The organism is Candidatus Syntrophosphaera sp. (genome assembly GCA_019429425.1).
Taxonomy (GTDB): domain Bacteria; phylum Cloacimonadota; class Cloacimonadia; order Cloacimonadales; family Cloacimonadaceae; genus Syntrophosphaera.
Genome location: JAHYIU010000016.1, coordinates 1 through 21,147 on the forward strand (window position 1 = coordinate 1; position 21,147 = coordinate 21,147).

The window sequence follows — 21,147 nt, forward strand, 5'->3', positions numbered from 1 at the left end:
ACTGGAGGAACTGGATAATCACGATTTCACGCGATTCAAGTATCGCATTGCCAGTTAATCTTTTGCGTTAGCTCGCTGTCATTTGCCTGGTCTAATTTGCAATGATTTAGATGTGGGAAAGATAAGTTATTAGTGAAAATCACTATGTGCAACGGTCTTAAATCGAGTGGGTGATTGGCGCGTCAAATCCGGATTGAACAAGCAGCGGGTTGCCGATCTGGAGAATCGGCAAAGGCAGCACGGCAGCCTTCAGAAGCGGTCTGTGACCGCTGTGGCAAATCGGAATTTGCCACCCCCTTCCTGGCTTTGATTAAAACCTGACCCACTCAGTTTGAAAGAGAGCCAAAAACAATTATAGCGAATCTTACGCAAAGCCTTGTGTAAGATTTTCTCTTTGTCTATCAGTAACTTAGCCGAATCTTACACAATCTTACACAGGACAATGTGTAAGATTTTCTCTTTGTCTAACAGCAACTTAGCCGAATCTTACACAAAATATCGACCCTCCACCCCCCCCCCCGTCCGGGGTTGACAGGGTTGGTGGCCATTGTGCGAGGGGGAGCAAAGGACTGGGATTGGGCGTAAATGCTGCAGGAGAGAGGGAAGAGGATATCAAGTAAATTAATAATATAATATAAATATATGTAATATATAAGATATATAAATATATGAAATATAACTATATAAGCCTTATTCAGCAGGACCAGGATTGCATCCCTCCCCCACTGGCTCCGGCTCTGGGGCGAAGGTCGATATTTTGTGTAAGATTCGGCTAACTTATTGTGGGACAGTGCGTAAATCTTACACAATGTCCTGTGTAAGATTGTGTAAGATTCACTTTTGATATGCTTAACTGGTTGACCAGTATGCTGTTAATCTTACACATTGTCCATCTGTGGCTGCCACGCGGATCAAATATAATGTGGAATGTAGAATGTACAATGTAGATTTGGCCCGCTGATCATTATTCATTCTTCATTTTTTCATTCTTCCTTGAACTGGGTAACCCACTATCCATGGAGGGGAAGTTTCCCAAACGGCAAGCGCCCGCCACTCACTTACCACCCCTCCGGCAACCGCCCGATCGGCGATTGGTCGGCGGGAGATGGGGCAATGGACAATGAATGATGAATAACAAAGAAATTGGGTTGTGGCGTGGTGGCGTGGTTGATTGTAGCCGGAGGATTCCAAAGCTCTGCAAACCTGCTCCAGTTTGGCACGCCAAAAGGCGGAGGATCGGAATCCTCCGGCCACAGTGTAATCGTCCGGCTACAGCAGGGAGCAGGGGACAACGGCCGTAACGCGGTAGAAGAAGGCGTCTCCCGGCAGGGCTTGGGTCCAGTAGAGGTTGGTGGTTTTGCCGACGAGTGTGAAGGTCCCGCCCAGGACTTTCAAGGCGCCCAATGTCCAGTTGTAGGAGGCGCAGGTGACAACGCGGCCTGAAGTTATTGCCAGGAAATAGCTGTTGTTGAGCAAGGCCACTTCCAGTTCGTGGAAATTCTCGTTATGATAGACATAGCTGCTGATGCCGTCAAAGATGACCTTGCCCGTTCCTTCGATTAAGGCGGTTGGGCTGACGTAGTTGTACCAGCTGTTGCGAACGTTCATCACGGCGGGGGCCGCGAAATAACCGGACGAAAGGCTGAAACTGCCGTTGATGTCCAGGTTTGAGCTTGCGTTGACGGTGTTGGCGCTGGTCTTGTTGATCGTCAGGTTGTGCAGATTGGCGCCGGCGACATGGGACAGCTCGACATCCGCGCCACCGTACATCTCCAGGGTGTTGCCGTAGGGGGGTGAAGGCCGTGTTCAGGACCACGAATGGCCCATTGACGCGGATGGTGCCGCCTGTAATGGCCTCATCCAGGGTATGATCGGGCCAGATCTTGATGCCCCGGTTCTTGAAATCCAGCGTGCCGCCGCTCATCGTGAGCTTGGAAGTTCCGCTGTAGCACCAATAGGAGTTGTCCGCTCCGCCGAAGACGTTGAATTCGCCTCCATAGATGTAGATCTCGCCGGCAAAATCAACCCAGCGGCTGGTTCCGGAATTGGTGAGATTGATCGTTCCGCCGGCATTCAGATACCATTTCCCGGCGATGCGGTTGTCGATCAGATAACTGGCGGTGAAGGTGCCCTGCAAAACGTCCACCGCGCCGGCAGTCCAGTCATATTGGGCGCAGGTGACCACGGTTGAGGAGTCGTTCAGGCGCAAAGCTCCGCCGCTCTTGTTCACTTCCAGGATATGGAAGTCTTCCGAAAAAGTGACGTACTGATGGCTGCTGCCGTTGAAGACCACCCGGGACGAACTTTCCCAGAAATCTTCGGGCCCCGCCGCGTTTGTCCAATCGCCGGCGACCGTGATCGTGTATGGGCCAGCGACCAGTCCCGCTCCCCCGATCCAGAGATTCCCTTTCACGGTCAGGTTTGTTTCCAGGACTGTCGCCATGTATTGATTGTAGAAGGAAATGTTGTTCAGGTAGCCGAGGGAGTTGTTCATGATTAGGGAACCGTAGATGTTCTCATCGTTGTTTACGGTTACATTTACAGCTGGCAGCGTGAGTGTGGCGCCGCTTTGGACAGTGATGGCGCCGCAGGTCGCGTTGCTCGAGATATAGGGGCTGTAGGCCGTTCCGGATGGGATCACCGCGTGATGGGTGGAGTTGGGGATGCGGCTCAGGCTCCAATTGTTGTTGGTGTGCCAGTATTGGCTGAAGCTGCCCGTCCAGGTGTTGGTTTCCCGGAGTTGGCCGCCATCCGGATCAAAGTTTCAAGAGTGCGTTTCGCCGGGATCCCAACCCAAAGGAAGTTCATTGTCGGAACGCTCTTCCGGGGCCACAGCCCCCAGAAACACGAAACCAGCCAGCAATGCCAGTGCCAGCAAGGCCTTGATGCTTATTCTTGCTTTTATTTCCTGCTCCTTTTGCCCAATAGCCAAGGGCAAAGTTTTTGTTTTATTTGCGGACTCCCTTATCGGTAAAACCCTGCCTTGATCAGGGATCGGGGACCACCGCGGTCACCCGGTAGAAATAGCTGGGTTGCGTGGCTTCCTGCTGCCAATAGTTGAAAGCCGTGCCCCCCACCAGGCTGTAGGTGCCGTCGGGCGTGGCGCTGCGCCAGATCTTGAACTCAGTGACCGGCAGCGGATAGGTCCAGTCCAGCCGGATCTGGTTGACGGACGGGACGTGGCTGATGGCCAGGTCATAGATGGGAGGGACGTCCGTACCCTGCCAGAAGACGCGGTTGAAAGCGTCGTCCTCATTGCCCGGGCCGCCAAAAGCGCCGCTCCACCCGGCAAAGAAGACGCTGCCCTGGTCCACGCTCTTGGATACGTTGTAAGTTCCGGTGCTGGTGGGGAAGCTGGCGCCGGTGATATTGAAATTCTGGGCGTTGTTGATGATCAGCAGCCGGCCGGTGCTCATTCCGTTGCGGAAGGTGCAGTGGTTGAGGCTGTAACTGGCGTGCACGAGTGCGCCATACTTGATGTTGACCCCGCTGCGGTTCATGTATTCGAAGATGGCGTAAGACGCGGCGATGGTGCCTCCGCTTTCGATGCTCAGGGCGTAATACTGCCCGGCGCTGTTGTGGGTGATGGTGGCAGGTTGGGTCGGGCCGCCCAGGACCTCCAGGTATCCGCCGGCATTGACCGTCAGGCTTTTGCCGTGCGAGAGCGACAGGGTGGAGCCATAATCCACGATCAGGGTGCCGTTCACGTTCACGTCTCCAGTCGAGCTGAAAGTGTTGTGGTTCAGGTTGAGGGTGCCGGCGTTGATGGTGGTCGGCGCGGCGTTCAGGACGCTGACGCTTTGGTTGACGAGGAAGTTTCCTCCATTGATGTCGAGATTCCCATGGAGCGAGATGGCGCCATTGCCGCCCACATTGGAGCCTGAAGTGGCTTTGTTGATGGTGAGGTTGAAGAGGTTGGCGCCTGCGGCGTGGGAGACCACGGCATAGAAGTCTCCATAGAGTTCGATGGTCCCGCCTGTGGGGGTGAAATCGCTTCGCTGGGCCTGGAAACTGAGCACGGTGCGGATGGTTCCGCCGCTGATGTCTCCGGTGAAGGCATAGGACGGGGAAAGTTCGATGCCGGTATCCTTGAAATCGAGCACTCCGCCGCTCATGGTGAGGGAGGCGGGTGTCGGATAGCCCCAAACTGAAGAGGTGGCACCGCCAAAGACGTTGAAGACGCCTCCGCTGATGCTGATATCGCCGCCCAGGGTGACCATCCTGCCGGTTCCTGAATTGGTGAGGTTGACGGTTCCGCTGCCCAGGCTCCAGGCTCCGGCGATGTAATTATCCTCCAGGGAAGCGGCGTTGAAAGTGCCGCCGGTAACCTGGACAGTGCCGGCGCTCCAGTCGTAGGAGGCGCAGTTCAGGGTATATCCGCTGGGCACGAAGATCGAGCTGCCGGGTTTGTTCAATTCCAGGACATTGAAGGTCTCGCCATAGACGTAGCTGTTCAGGCTGCCGATGAAGACCACCCGGCCGCTGCCTTCATAAAACCCCTCGGGGCCAACGTTGTTTTGCCAGTGCCGGGCCACGCTCATCTGCGCCGGAGCGTTGAATCTTCCGGAATCGACGGTGAAGCTGCCGTTGATGACGATCGGCCCGCTGCCGGTGACAAAGCTGGGAGCAGTTTTGTTGATCAGCACGTTGAAAAAGCTGCTTCCCGCCGTGTTTTGCAGCGAAGCGTTGCCGGAGCCGTACATCTCGATGGTTCCCCCGCCGGGATTGAATCCGTCCCGGTAAAGGATCACGTTGCCCACGGTGCGAATGACGCCGTCGCTGATATTGGCAGTGAAATCGCCGGTCGCGGGAAGGTAGATACCCCGGTCCTTGAAGTCCAAAACCCCGCCGCTCATGATCAGCGTACCCGGGTCCCCGCCATAGGACAAACTGCAGTTGGCGCTGCCGCCATACACGTTCAGTGTGCTTCCTTCCGAGATGGCGACGCTACCCCGCAGGTCCATGCGCTGCCCGGGATCCTGATGCAAATTGACCGTCCCTCCGCCGTTAACCTCGATAATGCCCAATATTCCCGGGTCCAACAGATCTTCGGCGGTGAAGGACGCACCACTGGAGACTATCAGCATGCCACAGGTCCAGTCAAAGGAGTGGCACACTATCCCGTTATAGGAGTACTGCAATTTCATGATGCGGTTATTGGCGGACTTGTCCAACTCGAGATCCCAGAAAACTTCGTTGGCAAAAACGTAGCTTCCCGAATCGCCGAAGAAGACCACCTTGCCGATGCCTTCGACAAAGGCGTTGCTGCCTACGTTGTTGTACCAATTTCTGCCCACCCGCATCATGTCCGGGGCGAGGAAACTGCCGCCCGAAAGCTCGAAATGGCCGTAAATGTCCAGGTTGGAGACGGCGGTAACCGTGTTGGCGCTGTTTTTATCGATCGTCAGGTGGTAGAGGTTCGATCCCGGGGCGTGGGAGACCGTCGCGTTGCCGGTTCCGGCCAGTTCAACCGTGCCTGCGGTGGGATTGAAGTCGCTTCGGTTGATGGAGAAATTCCCCTTCATCCGGATCGTCCCGCCGCTGATATCATGGGTGAAGGCATGGTAGTTCTGGATCAACACGCCGGTGTCATGGAAATCCAGGATCCCGTCCTCCATATGCACGTGGGTGGCTCCCAGCCCCGCCCACCAGGAATTGTCATCTCCGCCGAAAACGTTGAATTCGCCGCCATAGATATGGATCTCACCGACGAGATCCACGTAGCGGGAAGTGCCGGAATTGGTGAGGTTGATGGTCCCGCCCGGATTCAGATACCATTTGCCGGCGATGCGGTTGTCCAAGAGCAGATTGGCGGTGAAAGTGCCCAGCAGGACGTCCACCGCGCCGGCAGTCCAGTCATATTGGGCGCAGGTGACCACGGCGGAGGAACTGTTCACGCGCAGCGCGCCGCCGCCCTTGTTGACCTCGATGGTGTGGAAGTTGTTGGTGGAATTGCAATACTGGTGGGCATCGCCGGAAAAGACCACCCGCGATGTGCTGGCAGAAAAAGCCCCCGCGCCAGCCTGGTTGACCCAATTTCCCTTCAGGGAGATGGTCTTGTTTCCGGCCGCGAGGATCCCGCTTTCCAGGGTCAGGTTGCCGTTGACGTTGATGTTGCTGATGAGGCTGATCGTACCGGGCGAGTTGATCTTAAGATTGTGAAAGTGGTCGGAAGGGTATAGTAATGTGATGGCCTTGTCATCACCCTGCATGACCAGAGTCCCGGCGTGGAGTTGGAAACCGTTATTCGTGGCATTTTGGCTGTTAAGGTGGCCTCGCACTATGATGTTGCCTGAATAGTAGGAAACAAAAGATGCCCAGGATTGGACATACAGGGTTACAACATCCAGGTCATGGGTGGATGAGCCGGAGTAAAAGAGCGCCGAAGGATAGGTAACGGCAGAATCTAAGTGGTTTAATTGGGTGTTAGGCGAGTAGTTGTACAAATGGAGGCTTTGACTGGAGTGCTGGAATAATATCTGACCGTCATCGATCTGGACGTCGGAACCAGCGGCGAAGGTCATGTTTGCCCGGCACCTGATTTGTGCGTATCCGCTGAAATCAGCCGTCGCGCCTGCCTGCCATTGGAAATGACCGTAAACATCAAGCCAGGTCTGATTTTCCATTATCAATAGCCCGGAAATTGAAACTTCGCCATTCACATCCAGCTCTTTACTGTCCCTAATTGTCAGACTTCCGCCGCTGTTGATGGTCAGGGTAGCGCAACTCGCATCGTTTTGATATATCTGGGGAAAATGGGATGCCGTGCCGGGAATTATGACCTCTGCGCTGATTGGTACCATGGCAGGGTTCCAGTTTGATGCGGTGTGCCAATTGGTGGATGTGGTCCCGACCCATTGGATGGGGGTGGCTCCCAGTCCGATGGCCATTAGTACAGCAAATGATACAAAGAGGTTCTTGATCATGATAAACTCCTTTGGGGATTTGGGTGGAAATGGTTGAGACAGAGCTTAAATGGTCTTTGCGCAAAGGGGGTGAAGCTGCCCGGGAACGCCAGGTTGATCAGCATTGCGACCATGTCTAACTCCTTTGACCCTGACTATATCAGCCAATGTTATTGTTTGGGTGTGAAAACAATGACTCGATATCAGTTTATATGACACCCAAATCCGTGTCAAGATATTTTGGCAACTTGATTCAAAATTAGTAGTTCAGGGTCATGCGTAATCAGCCATTAAGCGTTTGCCACAGAGCCGCGGAGTGATGTCGCGGTGGCGCGGAGTCGTGGTGGCGTGGTGGCGTGTTGAAATATCTTGACAGGGAAATTGCGGTTTTGAAACTGTGAAAATCTAAATTTTATTCTGAGGAGACAGATATGATCAGCGAAAAGCTTATACCCTATCTCACGGATTCGATCAAGGCCTATTGGGACCTGGAGGCGTTCACTGACTATCCGGGCCCGGCGCTCAGATACTCGGACGTGGGCAAGCGCATCGTCTGGCTGCACAATCTCTATAAGGCCTGCGGGCTGGCCAAGGGCTCGAAGATTGCCCTGGCGGGGAAGAACAGCAGCAATTGGGCGATAATCTGGCTTTCGGCGGTCACCTTTGGCGGCACGGTCGTGCCCATCCTGGTGAATTTCTCGCCGGAGGACACCGCCCACATCGTGAACCATTCGGATTCCGAGATCCTCTTCATCAGCAAGGACAAGTTCGACAGCATCGACGAGGAGCAATTGCGCAAGGCGAAATATGTGTTTTCCTTGGACGACATGCGGCTGCTGGTGAACAAGGTTGACGGCCGCAAGGAGATTATCAAGCCGCTGGCGGACACCCCGGAGATCATGAACCTGGGCGCCTACGCCTTTTCCGCGCCGGACGTCTGCGATAACGAGGACCTCGCCGCGATCATCTACACCTCCGGCACCACCGGATTTTCCAAAGGCGTGATGCTGCCCCACCGCTCGCTGTTGGCGAACCTGATCTACGCGCGGGAAAATCTCACCTTCAAGGTGGGGGCGAAGGTGGTGGCTTTCCTGCCTCTGGCCCACGCCTACGCCAGCGCCTTCGACATGCTCTATCCCGTCACGAGGGGCAACCACATCAATTTCCTGGACAAGATCCCCGCGCCCAAAGTGCTCCTGGCGGCGATGCAGGACCTCAAGCCGAACGTGATCCTGGTGGTGCCGCTGCTGATCGAAAAGATCTACCGGAAGCAGCTCCAGCCGATCGTCGAGACCCCGAAGATGCGCGCCCTGTTGAAGATCCCCGTGTTGAAGGGCGTGATCGCGAAAAAGATCAAGGCCAAACTGATGGCGGCTTTCGGGGGCAACGTGACGGAACTGATCGCGGGCGGGGCGCCGATGAACGCGGAGATCGAGCTCTTCATGAAAAAGATAAAGTTTCCCTTCACGATCGGCTACGGCATGACGGAATGCGGCCCGCTGATCAGCTACGCGCGCTGGTTTGAGCATCGCTTCGAATCCAGCGGCAGGATCGTGGAATCCCTGGAGTGCAAAATCGAATCCCCCGATCCCGCCAAGGCCCCCGGCGAAGTCCTCCTGCGTGGGGACGCGGTTTTCACGGGCTATTACAACAATCCGGAGGCCACCGCGGAATACCTTAAGGACGGATGGCTGCACACCGGCGACATCGGCACCGTGGACAAGGACGGGTTCATCTACCTGCGCGGCCGCAGCAAAAACGTGATCCTGGGCCCCAGCGGGGAAAACATCTATCCGGAACTGGTGGAGCAAAAACTGAACAACCTGCCCTATGTGATGGAGGCGGTGGTCCTGGAAAGGGACAAGCAGCTTCACGCGCTGGTCTATCCCGATCTGGAAGCCCTGGACAAGGACCACATCCCAGAGTCCCAGGTGGCCCAGATTATGGAGGAGAACCGCCAGAACGTGAATAAGGCGCTCTCGGATTTCAGCCGCATCGTGAGGATCGAGGTGGTCAACGAGCCCTTCCAGAAAACGCCCACCCAGAAGGTCAAACGGTATCTCTATCGCTGAGCGATTTATCCCTTTGACAGGATTGCGGGGCTGAAAAAGATAGGCCCAAACTGAAGATTGGAGTAGCCAAATGAACAGCCATATAAATGATTTGCTCGCTTTTCTGGATGGCTCGCCCACGCCCGCCCAGGCCTCCGGCGAGATCCTGAAACGCCTGGAGGGAAAAGGCTTTGCCCGCCTCCTGGAAACAGATAAATGGGAACTGAAACCGGGCGGAAAATACTTTGTCCAGCGCCAGACCAGCGTCATCGCATGGATCGTGGGCTCCGAACCTTTGCCGCAGACGGGATTCAACCTCGCCGCCGCCCATATCGACAGCCCCGGGCTGAAGCTGAAACCGGAGAGCCTGAAGACCGAATCCGGGATCTCCCGGATCGCCGTGGAGGTCTATGGCGGGCCGATCCTCAGCACCTGGACGGACCGGGAACTGGGCATTGCCGGCAAGGTGGCATTAACAAAGGACGGCGCTTCAAGCATCGTCCCCGTGGACCTGAAGAAGTCCGTGGCCATCATCCCAAACGCCGCCATCCACCTCAACCGCGAGGTGAACAAAGGCTTTGAATACAACAAGCAGATCCACCTGCAGGCGATCCTCAACACCGGCTCCAGCGCCGGGAACCCCCTCCTGGCCGCTCTGGCCGGGGAACTGGCCGTGAGCCCGGAACAGATCGGGGAGATGGAACTCTTTCTCTATGATTTTGCCAAAGCCACTCTGGGCGGGCTGGACGGCAGCCTCGTGGTCTCCGGAAGATTGGACAACCTGGGCATGAGCCACGCCATCCTGCGGGCCATCCTGGAAACTGAACAGCCCAAGGCGACCTGCGTGGCCGTGCTCTACGACCATGAGGAGATCGGCTCCGGAACCCCGCAGGGGGCGGATTCCTCGATCCTGGCCAGCATTCTGGAACGGATCAGCATCGCCCTGAAGCTCAGCCGGGAAGAGCAGCTTATCGCTTTGGCCGGGAGCTTCCTGGTCTCCGGCGACATGGCCCACGCCTACCATCCCTCCTATCCGGAAAAGTATGACGCGGCCTGCTCCCCGGTGATGAACCAGGGCCCGGTGATCAAATGGAACGCCTCCTATAAATACGCCTCCACCGCCGCCAGCAGCAAGCGTTTCAGCGCCCTCTGCGCAGACGCCGGGGTCAAGCCCCAGAAGTTCGCCATGCGCAGCGACCTGCTCTGCGGAAGCACGGTGGGGCCGATCGTTTCCGCCCAATTGGGCATTCCGGCCGTGGACGTGGGCAATCCGCTCTGGGCCATGCACTCGATCCGCGAGACCGCCGGAACCCATGACCACGCGGCGATGATCAAAGTTCTCAAAGAATATTACCAATAACAATATACAGGAGTGCCCCAGATGGCAGTATTCAAACCCTTCCGGGCCTTGCGCCCGGTGCCGGAGCACGCGGCGGCGATCGCTTCGCTGCCCTATGACGTGATGGATTCCGACGAAGCCCGGCTCGAGGTGCAAAAACACCCGCTGAGCTATATCCACGTGGAAAAACCCGAGGTCGACCTTCCTTTGGGGACCGATCTTTACGATCCCCAGGTCTATGCCAAGGCGCGGGAAAACCTCGATAGATACGCCACTGAGGGCTACATGAAGCAGGATTCCCGGCCAATGTTCTACATCTACCGCCAGACCATGGACGGCCGCGAGCAGAACGGCTTGGTGGGCCTGGCCTCGGTGGACGAATACATGGACGGCTTGATCAAAAAGCACGAGCACACCCGCGCGGACAAGGAAGCGGACCGCATCCGGCACGTCGACGCCTGCGACGCCCACGCCTCGCCGGTGTTCTTCACCTATCCGCACAACGAGGTGATCGACACTGTGGTCGGGAAGGTCAAGCAAAGCCACCAGCCGGTCTATGACTTCGTTTCCGACGACGGGATCGGCCACACGCTCTGGCTCCTGGACGAAGCTGACGACATCGCCGCCATAAGTGGCGCATTTGCCCAAATGCCATATCTGTATGTGGCCGACGGGCACCATCGCACCGCCTCCGCCGCCAAGGTGGGATTACTGCGCCGGGAACAGCATCCGGACTACACTGGCGAGGAGGAATTCAACTTTTTCATGGCGGTGATCTTTCCGGACAACCAGCTCAAGATCTTCGACTACAACCGCGTGGTGAAAGACCTCAACGGCCATTCCCAGGAGGAATTCCTGGATCTGGTGGAAGGGAAGTTCGAGCTCACCAAGATCCTCTACCCGGCCGTCTATCAGCCTCAGCAGACCCATGAGATCGGCATGTATCTGGACAATTCCTGGTACCGCCTCGTTCCCCGCCCCGGAAGCTGGGACGCCGCGAACGTGGTGGCCTCATTGGACGTTTCCATCCTGCAGGACAACCTCCTGCATCCCATCCTGGGCATCGGCGATCCGCGCCGGGACAAGCGCATCGACTTTGTGGGCGGGATCCGCGGGCTGGAGGAATTGGTGCGCCGCGTGGACAGCGGACGCGAGGTTGTGGCCTTCGCGATGTATCCCACTTCCATAGAAGAATTGATCGCCATCGCCGACGCGGGCCAGATCATGCCCCCCAAATCCACTTGGTTCGAGCCCAAACTGCGTTCCGGGCTCTTCATCCATCCTTTGTCGTGAAAACCTATTATATCGAAAGCCTCGGCTGCGCCAAGAACCTGGTGGATAGCGAGAGATTTGCCGCCATCCTGGAACGAGCCGGACTGGAAGCGGTCGAGATCCCCGAAGAGGCGGACCTGGTGCTGGTCAACACCTGTTCCTTCCTGCGGGAATCCTTACGGGAACTGGACCTGGTGCTGAGCGACCTGGTCTATCTGAAACAGGAGAACCTGATCGACAAGCTCCTGGTGACCGGCTGCGTGATGAACCGGGGGCAGGAGGAGTTTCGCGCCGTCTATCCCGAGGTTGACGCCTGGATCGGGCTGAAGGATTTTTTCGCGCTGGAAGAGTGGCTGGGCCTCGAAAAAGCGGGACACCCGGGCCGGACGCCTATCCAAAGCGGATATCACCGCTATCTGCGGATCAGCGACGGCTGCGGCAACAACTGCTCCTATTGCGCGATCCCCTCGATCCGCGGGGACATGCGCAGCGTGCCCATCGAGGAACTTGTCCGTGAGGCCGAAACGCTGGCTGGGGGCGAAAGCGATCCTTTCCTGGAGCTGATCCTGATTGCCCAGGACACCGCCAATTACGGCCTGGACATCTATGGCCGCAAAGCCCTGCCCGAGCTTCTGGAACAACTACTGGGGATTCCGGCCTATCGCTGGATCCGGGTGATGTATCTGCATCCCGACCATTTTGAGCTGGGCTGGCTATCGCTCTGGAAGCGCCATCCGCAGCTCCTGCCCTATTTTGAGATACCCATCCAGCACAGCGTGGACCGCATTCTGAAGGCCATGAACCGCAAAAAAGGCGGCGTAGAGCTCGAAGCCATGTTCCTGGGAATATTGCAGGAACTGCCCCAGGCGGTCTTGCGCAGCACCCTGATCAGCGGCTTTCCCGGCGAAACGAGGGCCGAAGCCATCGCGCTGCGGTCTTTCGTAAGCCGGATCCCCTTCCTGCATCTGGGCGTGTTCCTCTATTCACGAGAGGGGGGAACCCCGGCCGCGGAACTGGCGGACCAGGTTTCCCGGGCAACGGCGGAAAGGCGGCAAAACCGCGTCCTGGGCCTGCAGCACGAACGCATGACAGCTCTGCTGGAAGAGTATGTGGGCAAAAACATCGAGGTTTTGATCGAAGAGCGGACCGAAGGCGAAGAAGAGGGCCTTTATCTCGGCAGGGCCTGGTTTCAGGCCCCGGAAGTCGACGGCGGCACCTATGTGCGCGGTAGCGGCCTGAAGCCGGGCGAGATCCGCTCCGTCCAGATCACGGACGTGATCGACGCGGACCTCTTTGGCGAAGTCTGGACTGATTGAGAGGAACAAAATGAAAGTATCTTTGACCGGCATCAAACCCACGGGGATCCCCCATATCGGCAACTACCTGGGCGCCATCAAGCCAGCGCTGAAACTATCCGAAACCTGCGAGGCGCGCTATTTCATCGCCGATTACCATGCCCTCAATTCCTGCAAGGACCCCTCCGAGATCCGGCAGATGACCCTGGAGATCGCCGCAGCCTGGCTGGCTTCCGGGCTCGATCCCCAAAAAGTGCTCTTTTACAAGCAGTCTTTGGTGCCCCAGACCTTCGAGCTCCTGGCCATGCTCCTGGCTTTCACGCCCAAGGGCTTGATGAACCGCGCCCACGCCTATAAGGCCATGCTCCAGGCCAACAGCGATAGCGGGCGCGATCCTGATGACGGCGTGAACATGGGCCTGTTTACCTATCCGGTGCTGATGGCGGCGGATATTCTGCTTTTCGACACCGATTTCGTGCCCGTGGGCAACGACCAGTTCCAGCATGTGGAGATGGCCGTGGATATCGCCCAGACCTTCAATTTCACCTATGGCGGGGAGCATTTTAAGCTGCCCCAGCCGATCGCCACCCCGGAGAGCAAAACCCTGGTCGGCCTGGACGGGCGCAAGATGTCCAAAAGCTATGGCAACACGATCCCCATGTTCGCCCCGGAAAAGGAGCTGCGCAAGCTGGTCATGCGCGTCGTCACCAATTCCCAGAGCGTCGAGGAACCCAAGGATCCGGACACCTGCACCATCTTTTCCCTCTACCGCAATTTTGCCTCACAGGAGCAGATCGAAGCCCTGCGCCAGAGGTATCTGGCCGGGGGAATGGGCTGGGGGCACGCCAAGCAGGAGCTCTTTGAGGTGATGAATGCCCATCTGGCGCCGCTGCGGGAACGCTATACGGACCTGATCTCGCGCCCCGGAGAGATCATCGCCATCCTCGAGGAAGGATCCGCCAAAGCCAGGATCCTCGCCGGAAAGAAGATCGCCCGCCTCAGGGACGTCATCGGCATGGATTGATCCGGTATTTGCCACCCTTAACCCAGGCGCTCACTCCGGATCCCATCCCTTTTCCGTCCAGCCGGTTGTACATCGACCGGCCCTCATCCCCTTTTCGAATGCCTGCGGAAGTTTCGCCCTACACATCCCCAATATCGTTCGGGATGTGTAGGCTGAGTGTACTCTGGCCACAGGGTCCTGGAAAGGGGTTGCGGGATGGCGAAAATTCCCATAAAAAACCACCCGGTTATCAGGGGTCTTTCCGATAACCGGGCGGCTATGCTATATGCTTATTGATTCCTGAGTGGATCAGCTACTTATCGAACATATCTTCGGCCTGGCGCAGAACAGCCCTGAATTCCCCCAGGCTCATTCCCTGGGTCAGGTTCTGGTCAAAGAAGCGGTCCATTTCCAGCCGGGTAGCGTCATCGAGTTCCCTGTCGGGGGTCACGGCGATGGCGTAGACGCGGTACAACATCTGGCCTGCGTAATTGGTGGCAGAAGCGTGGATATAGTTCTCTTCGTAGGTCAGGCCGTGAAACACGAAACCCGTATCCTCGTTGTTTTCGCTGACGAACACCGCATAGTAGTCGATCTCGATATCATTGCCGAGGATGTCTTGTTCCACCAGCTCCCAGGTCAGGCGCAGGTCCGCGCCGGTGATGTATGCCTCGACATTGGTGGGCGGGGTGGGCGGCGCGTAATTGCTCGTTCCGGTTAACGCGATATTGATCAGGGGCAGGTTGTCCGAATCATTGACAATGCAGAAGGTATCGGTCAGGGTGCCCCGCGCGATGGGAGCGAAGCGCACAAACAGGGTGTCCGTTTCCCCTGGCTGGATCAGCCGGTTCTCGTCGGTGGCCAGGAATTGGAAATGCAGGCCGCTTCCTGAGAAATAGAGGTTCGTGATGTTCACGGTCCGGTTGCCGTTGTTGCGCAGGCGCACTTGCTGATAGGAACTGACGGCTGTGACGTAGGTGGCCGGGAAGGTCAGGGTTGACGCGCTCAGCAGGCTCAGGTTGCCGCTCGGCGGGCTCACCGTGATGCAATCTTCCTGGGTCGCGGTCGAGGTCGCCTGCATTGAAGTGTAGATCGTCAGGCTGACAGTGTAGACGCCGGCAGATTCATAGACATGGGTGGGGTTTTGCAGGTTGGAGGTCGATCCGTCGCCGAAATTCCAAGTCCAGGACATGATCTGTCCACTCAAACAAGTCGATTGGTCTGTGAACTGGACCGTCAGGGGTGCCAATCCGCTGGTGGGATTGGCAGTGAAGGCGGCCTGGGGAGGATAGATCACGGCCGTGCCGATGCCGCTGAGAGGTATCTGCAGAACTTGCATGTTGGACGAGTTATTGACTATATGGAGAATGTCGTTAAGTTCGCCAACGGCCTGGGGAATGAAGCGAACGGGAATGGTTGTGCTGGCCCCGGGAGCAATGGTTATGTTGGGATTGGAAACCTGATATTCGAAATGCAGGGGAGCCCCGCTGAAATGAATGTCGCTGATGATCAGGTTTGCCGTTCCGGTGTTGGATAGGACCACATCCTGGTAAGCGGATTGGGAACCAACATCCACCGCTCCGAAATCCAGGCTGCTTTCACTTAGCAGGGTGAGCTCGGGAACCGTGGGCTGGACTGTTATATAGTTGTGCCGGACGTAGTTTCCGGTCAGGCCAAAGGAATTGGTTACGGTCAGGCTGACGGTGTAGGTTCCGTTATTTTGATAGATATGCTGTGGATTCTGCTGGGTCGAGCTGCCCCCGTCTCCGAAGCTCCAGGCCCAGGCTGTGATCGTTCCGCTTCCGGCCGTGGATTGGTCTGTGAATTGGACCGTCAGGGGTTCGTAGCCGCTGGTCGGGCTACCGGAAAAATTGGCGGACGGCGGGTTTGGCGCCGTGGTGATCGTAAAGGCGGCATCGGAGATGTCATTGGTATTTGTGTCGCCCGCGTCACGGACCCGCACCCTGGCTTGGGTGCTGCTCACGTTGGGAATGGTCCAATCATAGCTTCCCGTTCCGGCGGAAACGGGAGCCGTGTTGATTGGATTCCAGGTCGATCCGTTGTTCAGGCTGTAATCCAAAAACACGCTGTTCACAATTTCCGAGGTCCAGGTGATGGGATGGACCGAACCCACATACCAAGTCTCACCGCCATTGGGGGAGAGGATATGCACTGTCGGAGACACGGTGGTCGAGTTGAACATTTTGGCAAAGAAGTTATCCTCTGCGCCACTGCTGGTCAGGGTTGTTGAACCAAACTGGATGCTGTTTTCGAAATCGCCGCAGATGAGGATATCCTGATCGCCATTCAGGTCCACGCCATTGACCGAGTCTTCGGCTGATCCGCCGATCCGTTCAGCCCATTGCCAGACTCCATTCGGATTCAGCTTGCCCAGGAATCCATCCTTATCTCCCTGGCAGGTGAGGCTGAAACTGCCAAACTGACCTGTTTGGGTGAAATTGCCAACCACAAAAACATTGGAGTTGTCATCAACAGCCACGCCGTTCGCTCCATCATAGCCAGTACCTCCGGCTTTCGAAGCCCAAAGCCAGTCACCGGTTCCGGAGATTTTGGCCACATAAATGTCATAGGCCCCCGAGGAATAGAGTATGTTGTCTCCAAAGTAGGCATTTCCGCTAAAACTGCCGGCTACATAGAAATTATTGGCTGTATCCCTGGTGATCGAATATGCCGCTTCGGTTCCCGTGCTGCCGGCTTTCCTCGCCCACTGCCAATTTCCATTGGTATCGAGTTTGGATACGAAGATGTCGTTGGTGGAGGTTCCCGTATTGGTAAGCGTGAACTGGCCAAAATCCGCCGAGTTGGAATTGAAGGCGCCACAAACGTAAACATTGCCCTCAGGATCCACCGTAAGGCTGTTGCCGTTGTCAGGATTTGCACCGCCGGCGCGTCGTGCCCAGAGCCAGGTTCCGGTCGAGCTTAGTTTGGCCACGAAGATATCAGAATACCCCAGGCTCGTCAGAGTGGTGCTTGGTGTAGTTTCCACAGTAACTGTGTTTCTGAAAGCCCCGGTGACGTATACATTGGAATTGGAATCGACGGCCACGGACAATCCGTCATCGACGCCGGTCCCGCCTAACTTCTTGGCCCAAACCCAGGTGCCGCTGGCATTGATCTTGGCCACAAACACATCGGCGCTCGAACTGTATGCTGTTCGGGTCAGGGTGGTGGAGCCGAACGCTACCGTCGGCGAACTGAAACTGCCGATGACATAAGCATTGCCCGCTGTATCCACCGTTATGTCCAAGGCCAGTTCGGTTCCTGTGCCGCCAACCTTTCGGGCCCAGAGCCAGTTACCAGTTGGGCTAATTTTGGCCACGTAAATATCCTGATAGCCACTACTGGTCAGGGTTGTGGCGCCGAGGCTAATTGATCCGGAGAAATATCCAGCTACGTAGCTGTTGCCGCTGGCGTCAACGGAAATCGCGTTTCCTTTGTCAACACTTGGCCCCCCAGCCTTGGTTGCCCAATCCCAATCTGATGTCTGAGCATAAATCATTGATCCCAAGGGTATCAATAAAATACACATACATAGTGTTTTAAGCTTACTCATATACATCTCCAGTTAGAGGTTTCTGATTTAAGTGACCCAATATGAATGCCTTAACATTCTGTCAAGATTTTTTTTCGCGATTTTTTGCTTGGAACCGGTTCAATCAGGCTGGGTAAACGTTTCGGACATATTGGAAAACTGCATCCCCGAGCGGATTTCTGCAACAATTTTCCCTGGCTTCCCCAAAAATCGGCAGACTGTAAGAACAATGGAATGGTCGGTTTATGGCAATCAAGCTAAAGTGTTACTGGAGAAAGTTCAACGCGCTCCGAAAGCTAAGGAATGAGATAGGATGGGATAGGCTTATTTCCCTGCCTCTGAAGCAAATAGCCGCGGCAAGCTAAAGCAGGGGAAGTGAAGCCGCAATGCAGGAAACGATTCTATTCGTATCTCAGCGCGTCGATCAGATTGAGGTTGGCTGCCTTGCGGGCCGGATACCAGCCAAAAAAGACTCCGATAGCGCAGGAAAATCCCACTGACAGGAGGATCGACCAGGGAGTGACATACACGCTCCAATCCATCGTCTTGCCAAGAAACTCAGCCGCGGACCAGCCCAGGACGATGCCCAGGAGACCACCGAAAATGCTGATGGTGATAGCTTCGATGATGAATTGCAGCAGCACGTCGCGCTTTCCGGCACCGACTGCCATTCGGATCCCGATCTCCTTGATCCTTTCCGTCACGGACACGAGCATGATGTTCATGATCCCGATGCCGCCCACCAATAGCGAAATGCCGGCGATGCTGGCCAGCAGGATGGTCATGGTGTTGGACACCGTATTGGCAGCTTCGGCGATGTCGGTTTGGGAGCTGACGACAAAATCATCGGCGGTGGTGCCGCGATGCCTGCCCTGGAGAAGGTTCGAGATGTCGTTTTGGACCATCGGGATGATGTCTTTGGATTGGGCTGAGACGGCGATGGTCATGAAGCGCCAGCGCGCTCCGATCAAGCGGGTGGCGGTGGTCGTGTAGGGTGCCAGGACAACGTCGTCCTGGTCCGCGCCCATGGAGCTTTGGCCTTTGGATCTGAGCACGCCTTTGACCGTGAAGGGGATGTTGCGGATGCGGATGATCTTGCCGACCGGATCGATCCCCGCGAAGAGGTTGTTAGCGACAGTTTTTCCGATCATGCAAACCTTTGCTCCGCTTTCCACGTCTGAGGAATAGAAAAAGTCGCCTTCTTCCACATCCATGGCCCGGATCTGGAAATAGTCCACATCCACTCCCATGATTCTGCCCCGCCAGTTGTTGCTCCCATGTTTGAGCTGGCCCCAGGTGTTGTAGACCGGCGAAGCGTACAGCACTCCATTCACCTGGGAACGGATGGCGTCAACGTCGCCTTCCTCAAGCGTGTTGCCGCTTCCCGCGGCCTGGCGGGCCGTACTCTGGGTGTTGGTGAAATTGGACATGACCATGATGACATTGGTGCCCATGCTGCTGATCTGGTCGTCCACCACTTTTTTGGCCCCCTGGCCGATGGCGATCATGGTGATCACCGCGGCCACTCCGATGATGATGCCCAGCATGGTGAGGAAGGTGCGGGTTTTATTGCGGGCCAGCGATTTGAGGGCGATACGGATGATTCCCAAAACGGACAATTATTCCTCCTCATCCAGGCGGGGTAGTTTTTTCAGGTCTTCTGAAGCGCTGCGGGGCTTTTGGTTGGCAACATCGGAAATGATCCTGCCATCGCGGAAGGTGATGATACGCCTCGCGTATTGGGAGATGTCGAATTCGTGGGTGACCAGGATTACGGTTTTGCCCTCGGAGTGCAGTTTCTGAAAGAATTCCAACACTTCCACGCTGGTGCGCGTGTCCAGGTTTCCCGTGGGTTCGTCCGCCAGCAGGAATACGGGATCATTGACAATGGCCCGGGCGATGGCCACCCTCTGCTGCTGTCCGCCGGAAAGCTGGTTGGGAAAGTGTTTGGCACGATCGCCCAGGCCCACTGTGTCCAAAGCCCGCAGCGACCTTTCATGGCGTTCCTTGAGGTGGACGTCCTTGCAGTAGAGAAGGGGCAGTTCCACATTCTCCAAGGCCGTGGTGCGGGGCAGCAGGTAAAATGATTGGAACACATATCCTATCTTGCGGTTGCGCACTTGGGTGATCTGGGCCTCATCCATCTCGTGGACGTCCGTCCCGTCCAGCCTGTAGGAGCCGGATGTGGGCTTGTCCAGACAGCCGACCAGATTCATGAAAGTGGTTTTGCCTGATCCGCTGGCGCCCATAATGGCTATGAATTCGCCCTGGCGGATGTCCAGATCGATGCCGCGCAGGGCGTGAACCTGGATGTCGCCCATCAGATAGGTCTTGGTGAGCCCCCGGGTGCAGATCAGGATATTGCCCATGCTCAGAATCTCATGCCGGGCCCGCTTTGTATGGCTCGGTTTCCGGTAACCTGGGAAGCTTCTTTGTATTCGACTCCCGTGATGATAACTGTGTCTGGGTCAAGCTCGCTAAGGACCTCAATGTAGGCCCCGTCGGAGACCCCGGTGCGCACCATGATCAGTTCGGGTGTTTTTCCTTTCAGGACCCAGATCATGGAACTGCCCATCCTGCCGTTGCCGCTATTGGCCGCCATCCCTCTTTGCCCCATGCTTCTCTGGCCGGGAGCCCTGACGGCAGCGCTGTCCTTGGGCGCGCCTGTTTTTCCTGGGGGAGTCTGGGCCTGAGCTTTTTCCCCTGGATTGCCTGATGGGGGATTTTGGCTGGCCATAGCAGTTTCGATCGCTTTCTTGCGAGCGCTGGCGATCAGATCGTCCTCCCATTTCAGGCCAAAAAGCTTCCAGAGTTCCTTGTTGGGAGTGAAGCGGGTGGCCATTTCCGGGATGCGGAGGGCGTTTTCCTTGGCTTGGATGATGATGGTGACGTTGGTGGTCATGCCCGGCAAGAGCTTGTGCTCCGGATTGGCGGCGTCGATGATCACGCTGTAACTCACCACGTTCTGTTCGGTGATGGGGTTGAGGCGGATCTGTTGCACCGAGCCGGAGAATCTTTCCCCGGCATAGGCGTCCACGGTGAATTCCACGGGCAATTTTTCCCTGATTTTGCCGATGTCCGCTTCGTCCACATTGGCTGTGATCTGCATCTGGTCCAGGTTGTTGGCGATCTTGAACAGAGTGGGCGAACTCATGCTCGCGGCCACGGTCTGGCCTTCATCGACGCTGCGGGCCACCACCACTCCGTCGATGGGAGAGGTGATGTAGGCGTTTTGGAGGTTCTTCTGGGCACGCTGCAAGTTCAGTTGGGCGTTGGCGAGGTTTTGCTGGGCCTGCTTGTAGGCATAATCCGCTTTCCTCATGTCATATTCGGCGGTCATGTCCCGGTCGTAAAGGTCTTTGCTGATGTCATATTCCAGCTTGGCCTGGTCTCTGGAGATGGTGGCCTTGTTCACTTCGGCCCTGGCGGATTCGAGGTTCGCGGAGAGGATCTCGGTATCCAGTTTGGCCAGCAGTTCGCCTTTGCGCACCTTGTCATTGAAATCTTTGTGGAGTTTTTCGATCTTGCCGGAGACCTCTGTTCCCACTTCCACCAAGACATAGGGATTGAGCGAACCGGTGGCGGTCACAACCTCGCGGATAGTGCCGCTGGAGGGATTGTCTGTCCTCCATTCCGGCCTGGACCTATGTTTTTTGACCTGGTTGTAGGCCAGCAGGGCAGCGATTATGAGCGCGGCGATGACGATGAATTTCAGATATTTCTTCATGA

The 21,147-nt window shown here is 56.4% G+C and carries 12 protein-coding genes; 5 read left to right on the forward strand and 7 right to left on the reverse strand.

From position 1 onward, the window contains the following. Window positions 1-1,269: 1,269 nt before the first annotated feature. From K0B87_02835 to K0B87_02845, 3 genes are all read right to left on the reverse strand, one after another. Window positions 1,270-1,608 carry a hypothetical protein gene (locus tag K0B87_02835; GenBank protein MBW6513674.1) on the reverse strand — a complete coding sequence of 113 codons (339 nt, stop codon included), beginning with the start codon at window positions 1,606-1,608 and terminating at the stop codon, window positions 1,270-1,272. Next, window positions 1,532-2,641, reverse strand: a complete 1,110-nt coding sequence (locus K0B87_02840; GenBank protein ID MBW6513675.1) for a carbohydrate-binding domain-containing protein — start codon at window positions 2,639-2,641, stop codon at window positions 1,532-1,534. The genes K0B87_02835 and K0B87_02840 overlap by 77 nt, the downstream gene beginning before the upstream one ends. A gap of 346 nt (window positions 2,642-2,987) precedes the next feature. Further along, a complete protein-coding gene (locus K0B87_02845) occupies window positions 2,988-6,926 on the reverse strand; it encodes a hypothetical protein (GenBank protein ID MBW6513676.1) in 3,939 nt (1,312 codons plus the stop codon). A 410-nt stretch (window positions 6,927-7,336) separates the two neighbouring features. On the opposite strand from K0B87_02845, the gene K0B87_02850 reads away from it, so the two are divergent. From K0B87_02850 to trpS, 5 genes are all read left to right on the forward strand, one after another. Continuing rightward, the gene (locus K0B87_02850) at window positions 7,337-8,977 is read left to right on the forward strand and encodes an AMP-binding protein (protein MBW6513677.1); all 1,641 of its coding nucleotides are present in this window, start codon (window positions 7,337-7,339) and stop codon (window positions 8,975-8,977) included. Between the two features lie 70 nt (window positions 8,978-9,047). Next, window positions 9,048-10,316: a M18 family aminopeptidase gene (locus tag K0B87_02855; protein ID MBW6513678.1), complete on the forward strand. Its 1,269-nt coding sequence runs from the start codon at window positions 9,048-9,050 to the stop codon at window positions 10,314-10,316. Between the two features lie 21 nt (window positions 10,317-10,337). Beyond that, window positions 10,338-11,588 carry a DUF1015 family protein gene (locus K0B87_02860; GenBank protein ID MBW6513679.1) on the forward strand — a complete coding sequence of 417 codons (1,251 nt, stop codon included), beginning with the start codon at window positions 10,338-10,340 and terminating at the stop codon, window positions 11,586-11,588. Continuing rightward, a complete protein-coding gene (gene rimO, locus K0B87_02865) occupies window positions 11,585-12,883 on the forward strand; it encodes a 30S ribosomal protein S12 methylthiotransferase RimO (GenBank protein MBW6513680.1) in 1,299 nt (432 codons plus the stop codon). The genes K0B87_02860 and rimO overlap by 4 nt, the downstream gene beginning before the upstream one ends. Window positions 12,884-12,893: 10 nt before the next feature. Beyond that, window positions 12,894-13,886, forward strand: a complete 993-nt coding sequence (gene trpS, locus K0B87_02870) for a tryptophan--tRNA ligase (protein ID MBW6513681.1) — start codon at window positions 12,894-12,896, stop codon at window positions 13,884-13,886. 292 nt (window positions 13,887-14,178) lie between these two features. Here the strand turns inward: trpS and K0B87_02875 are convergent, their stop codons facing one another. The 4 genes from K0B87_02875 to K0B87_02890 form a co-directional block, all read right to left on the reverse strand. Next, window positions 14,179-17,385 (reverse strand): PKD domain-containing protein, encoded by a 3,207-nt coding sequence (locus tag K0B87_02875; protein ID MBW6513682.1) that lies wholly within the window; start codon window positions 17,383-17,385, stop codon window positions 14,179-14,181. Window positions 17,386-17,819: 434 nt separating this feature from the next. Then, window positions 17,820-19,037, reverse strand: coding sequence for an ABC transporter permease (locus tag K0B87_02880; protein MBW6513683.1), 1,218 nt, complete (start codon window positions 19,035-19,037; stop codon window positions 17,820-17,822). Beyond that, window positions 19,038-19,787, reverse strand: coding sequence for an ABC transporter ATP-binding protein (locus K0B87_02885; protein MBW6513684.1), 750 nt, complete (start codon window positions 19,785-19,787; stop codon window positions 19,038-19,040). Window positions 19,788-19,789: 2 nt separating this feature from the next. Further along, complete coding sequence (locus K0B87_02890) at window positions 19,790-21,145, reverse strand: efflux RND transporter periplasmic adaptor subunit (GenBank protein ID MBW6513685.1); 1,356 nt, start codon at window positions 21,143-21,145, stop codon at window positions 19,790-19,792. Window positions 21,146-21,147: the final 2 nt, after the last annotated feature.

Coding starts and splice junctions, on each gene's coding strand:
- trpS (MBW6513681.1), top strand. CDS start 12,894: ATGAAAGTATCTTTGACCGGCATCAAACCCACGGGGATCCCCCATATC.
- K0B87_02875 (MBW6513682.1), bottom strand. CDS start 17,385: ATGATTTATGCTCAGACATCAGATTGGGATTGGGCAACCAAGGCTGGG.
- K0B87_02850 (MBW6513677.1), top strand. CDS start 7,337: ATGATCAGCGAAAAGCTTATACCCTATCTCACGGATTCGATCAAGGCC.
- K0B87_02835 (MBW6513674.1), bottom strand. CDS start 1,608: ATGAACGTTCGCAACAGCTGGTACAACTACGTCAGCCCAACCGCCTTA.
- K0B87_02885 (MBW6513684.1), bottom strand. CDS start 19,787: ATGGGCAATATCCTGATCTGCACCCGGGGGCTCACCAAGACCTATCTG.
- K0B87_02890 (MBW6513685.1), bottom strand. CDS start 21,145: ATGAAGAAATATCTGAAATTCATCGTCATCGCCGCGCTCATAATCGCT.
- K0B87_02860 (MBW6513679.1), top strand. CDS start 10,338: ATGGCAGTATTCAAACCCTTCCGGGCCTTGCGCCCGGTGCCGGAGCAC.
- K0B87_02855 (MBW6513678.1), top strand. CDS start 9,048: ATGAACAGCCATATAAATGATTTGCTCGCTTTTCTGGATGGCTCGCCC.
- K0B87_02845 (MBW6513676.1), bottom strand. CDS start 6,926: ATGATCAAGAACCTCTTTGTATCATTTGCTGTACTAATGGCCATCGGA.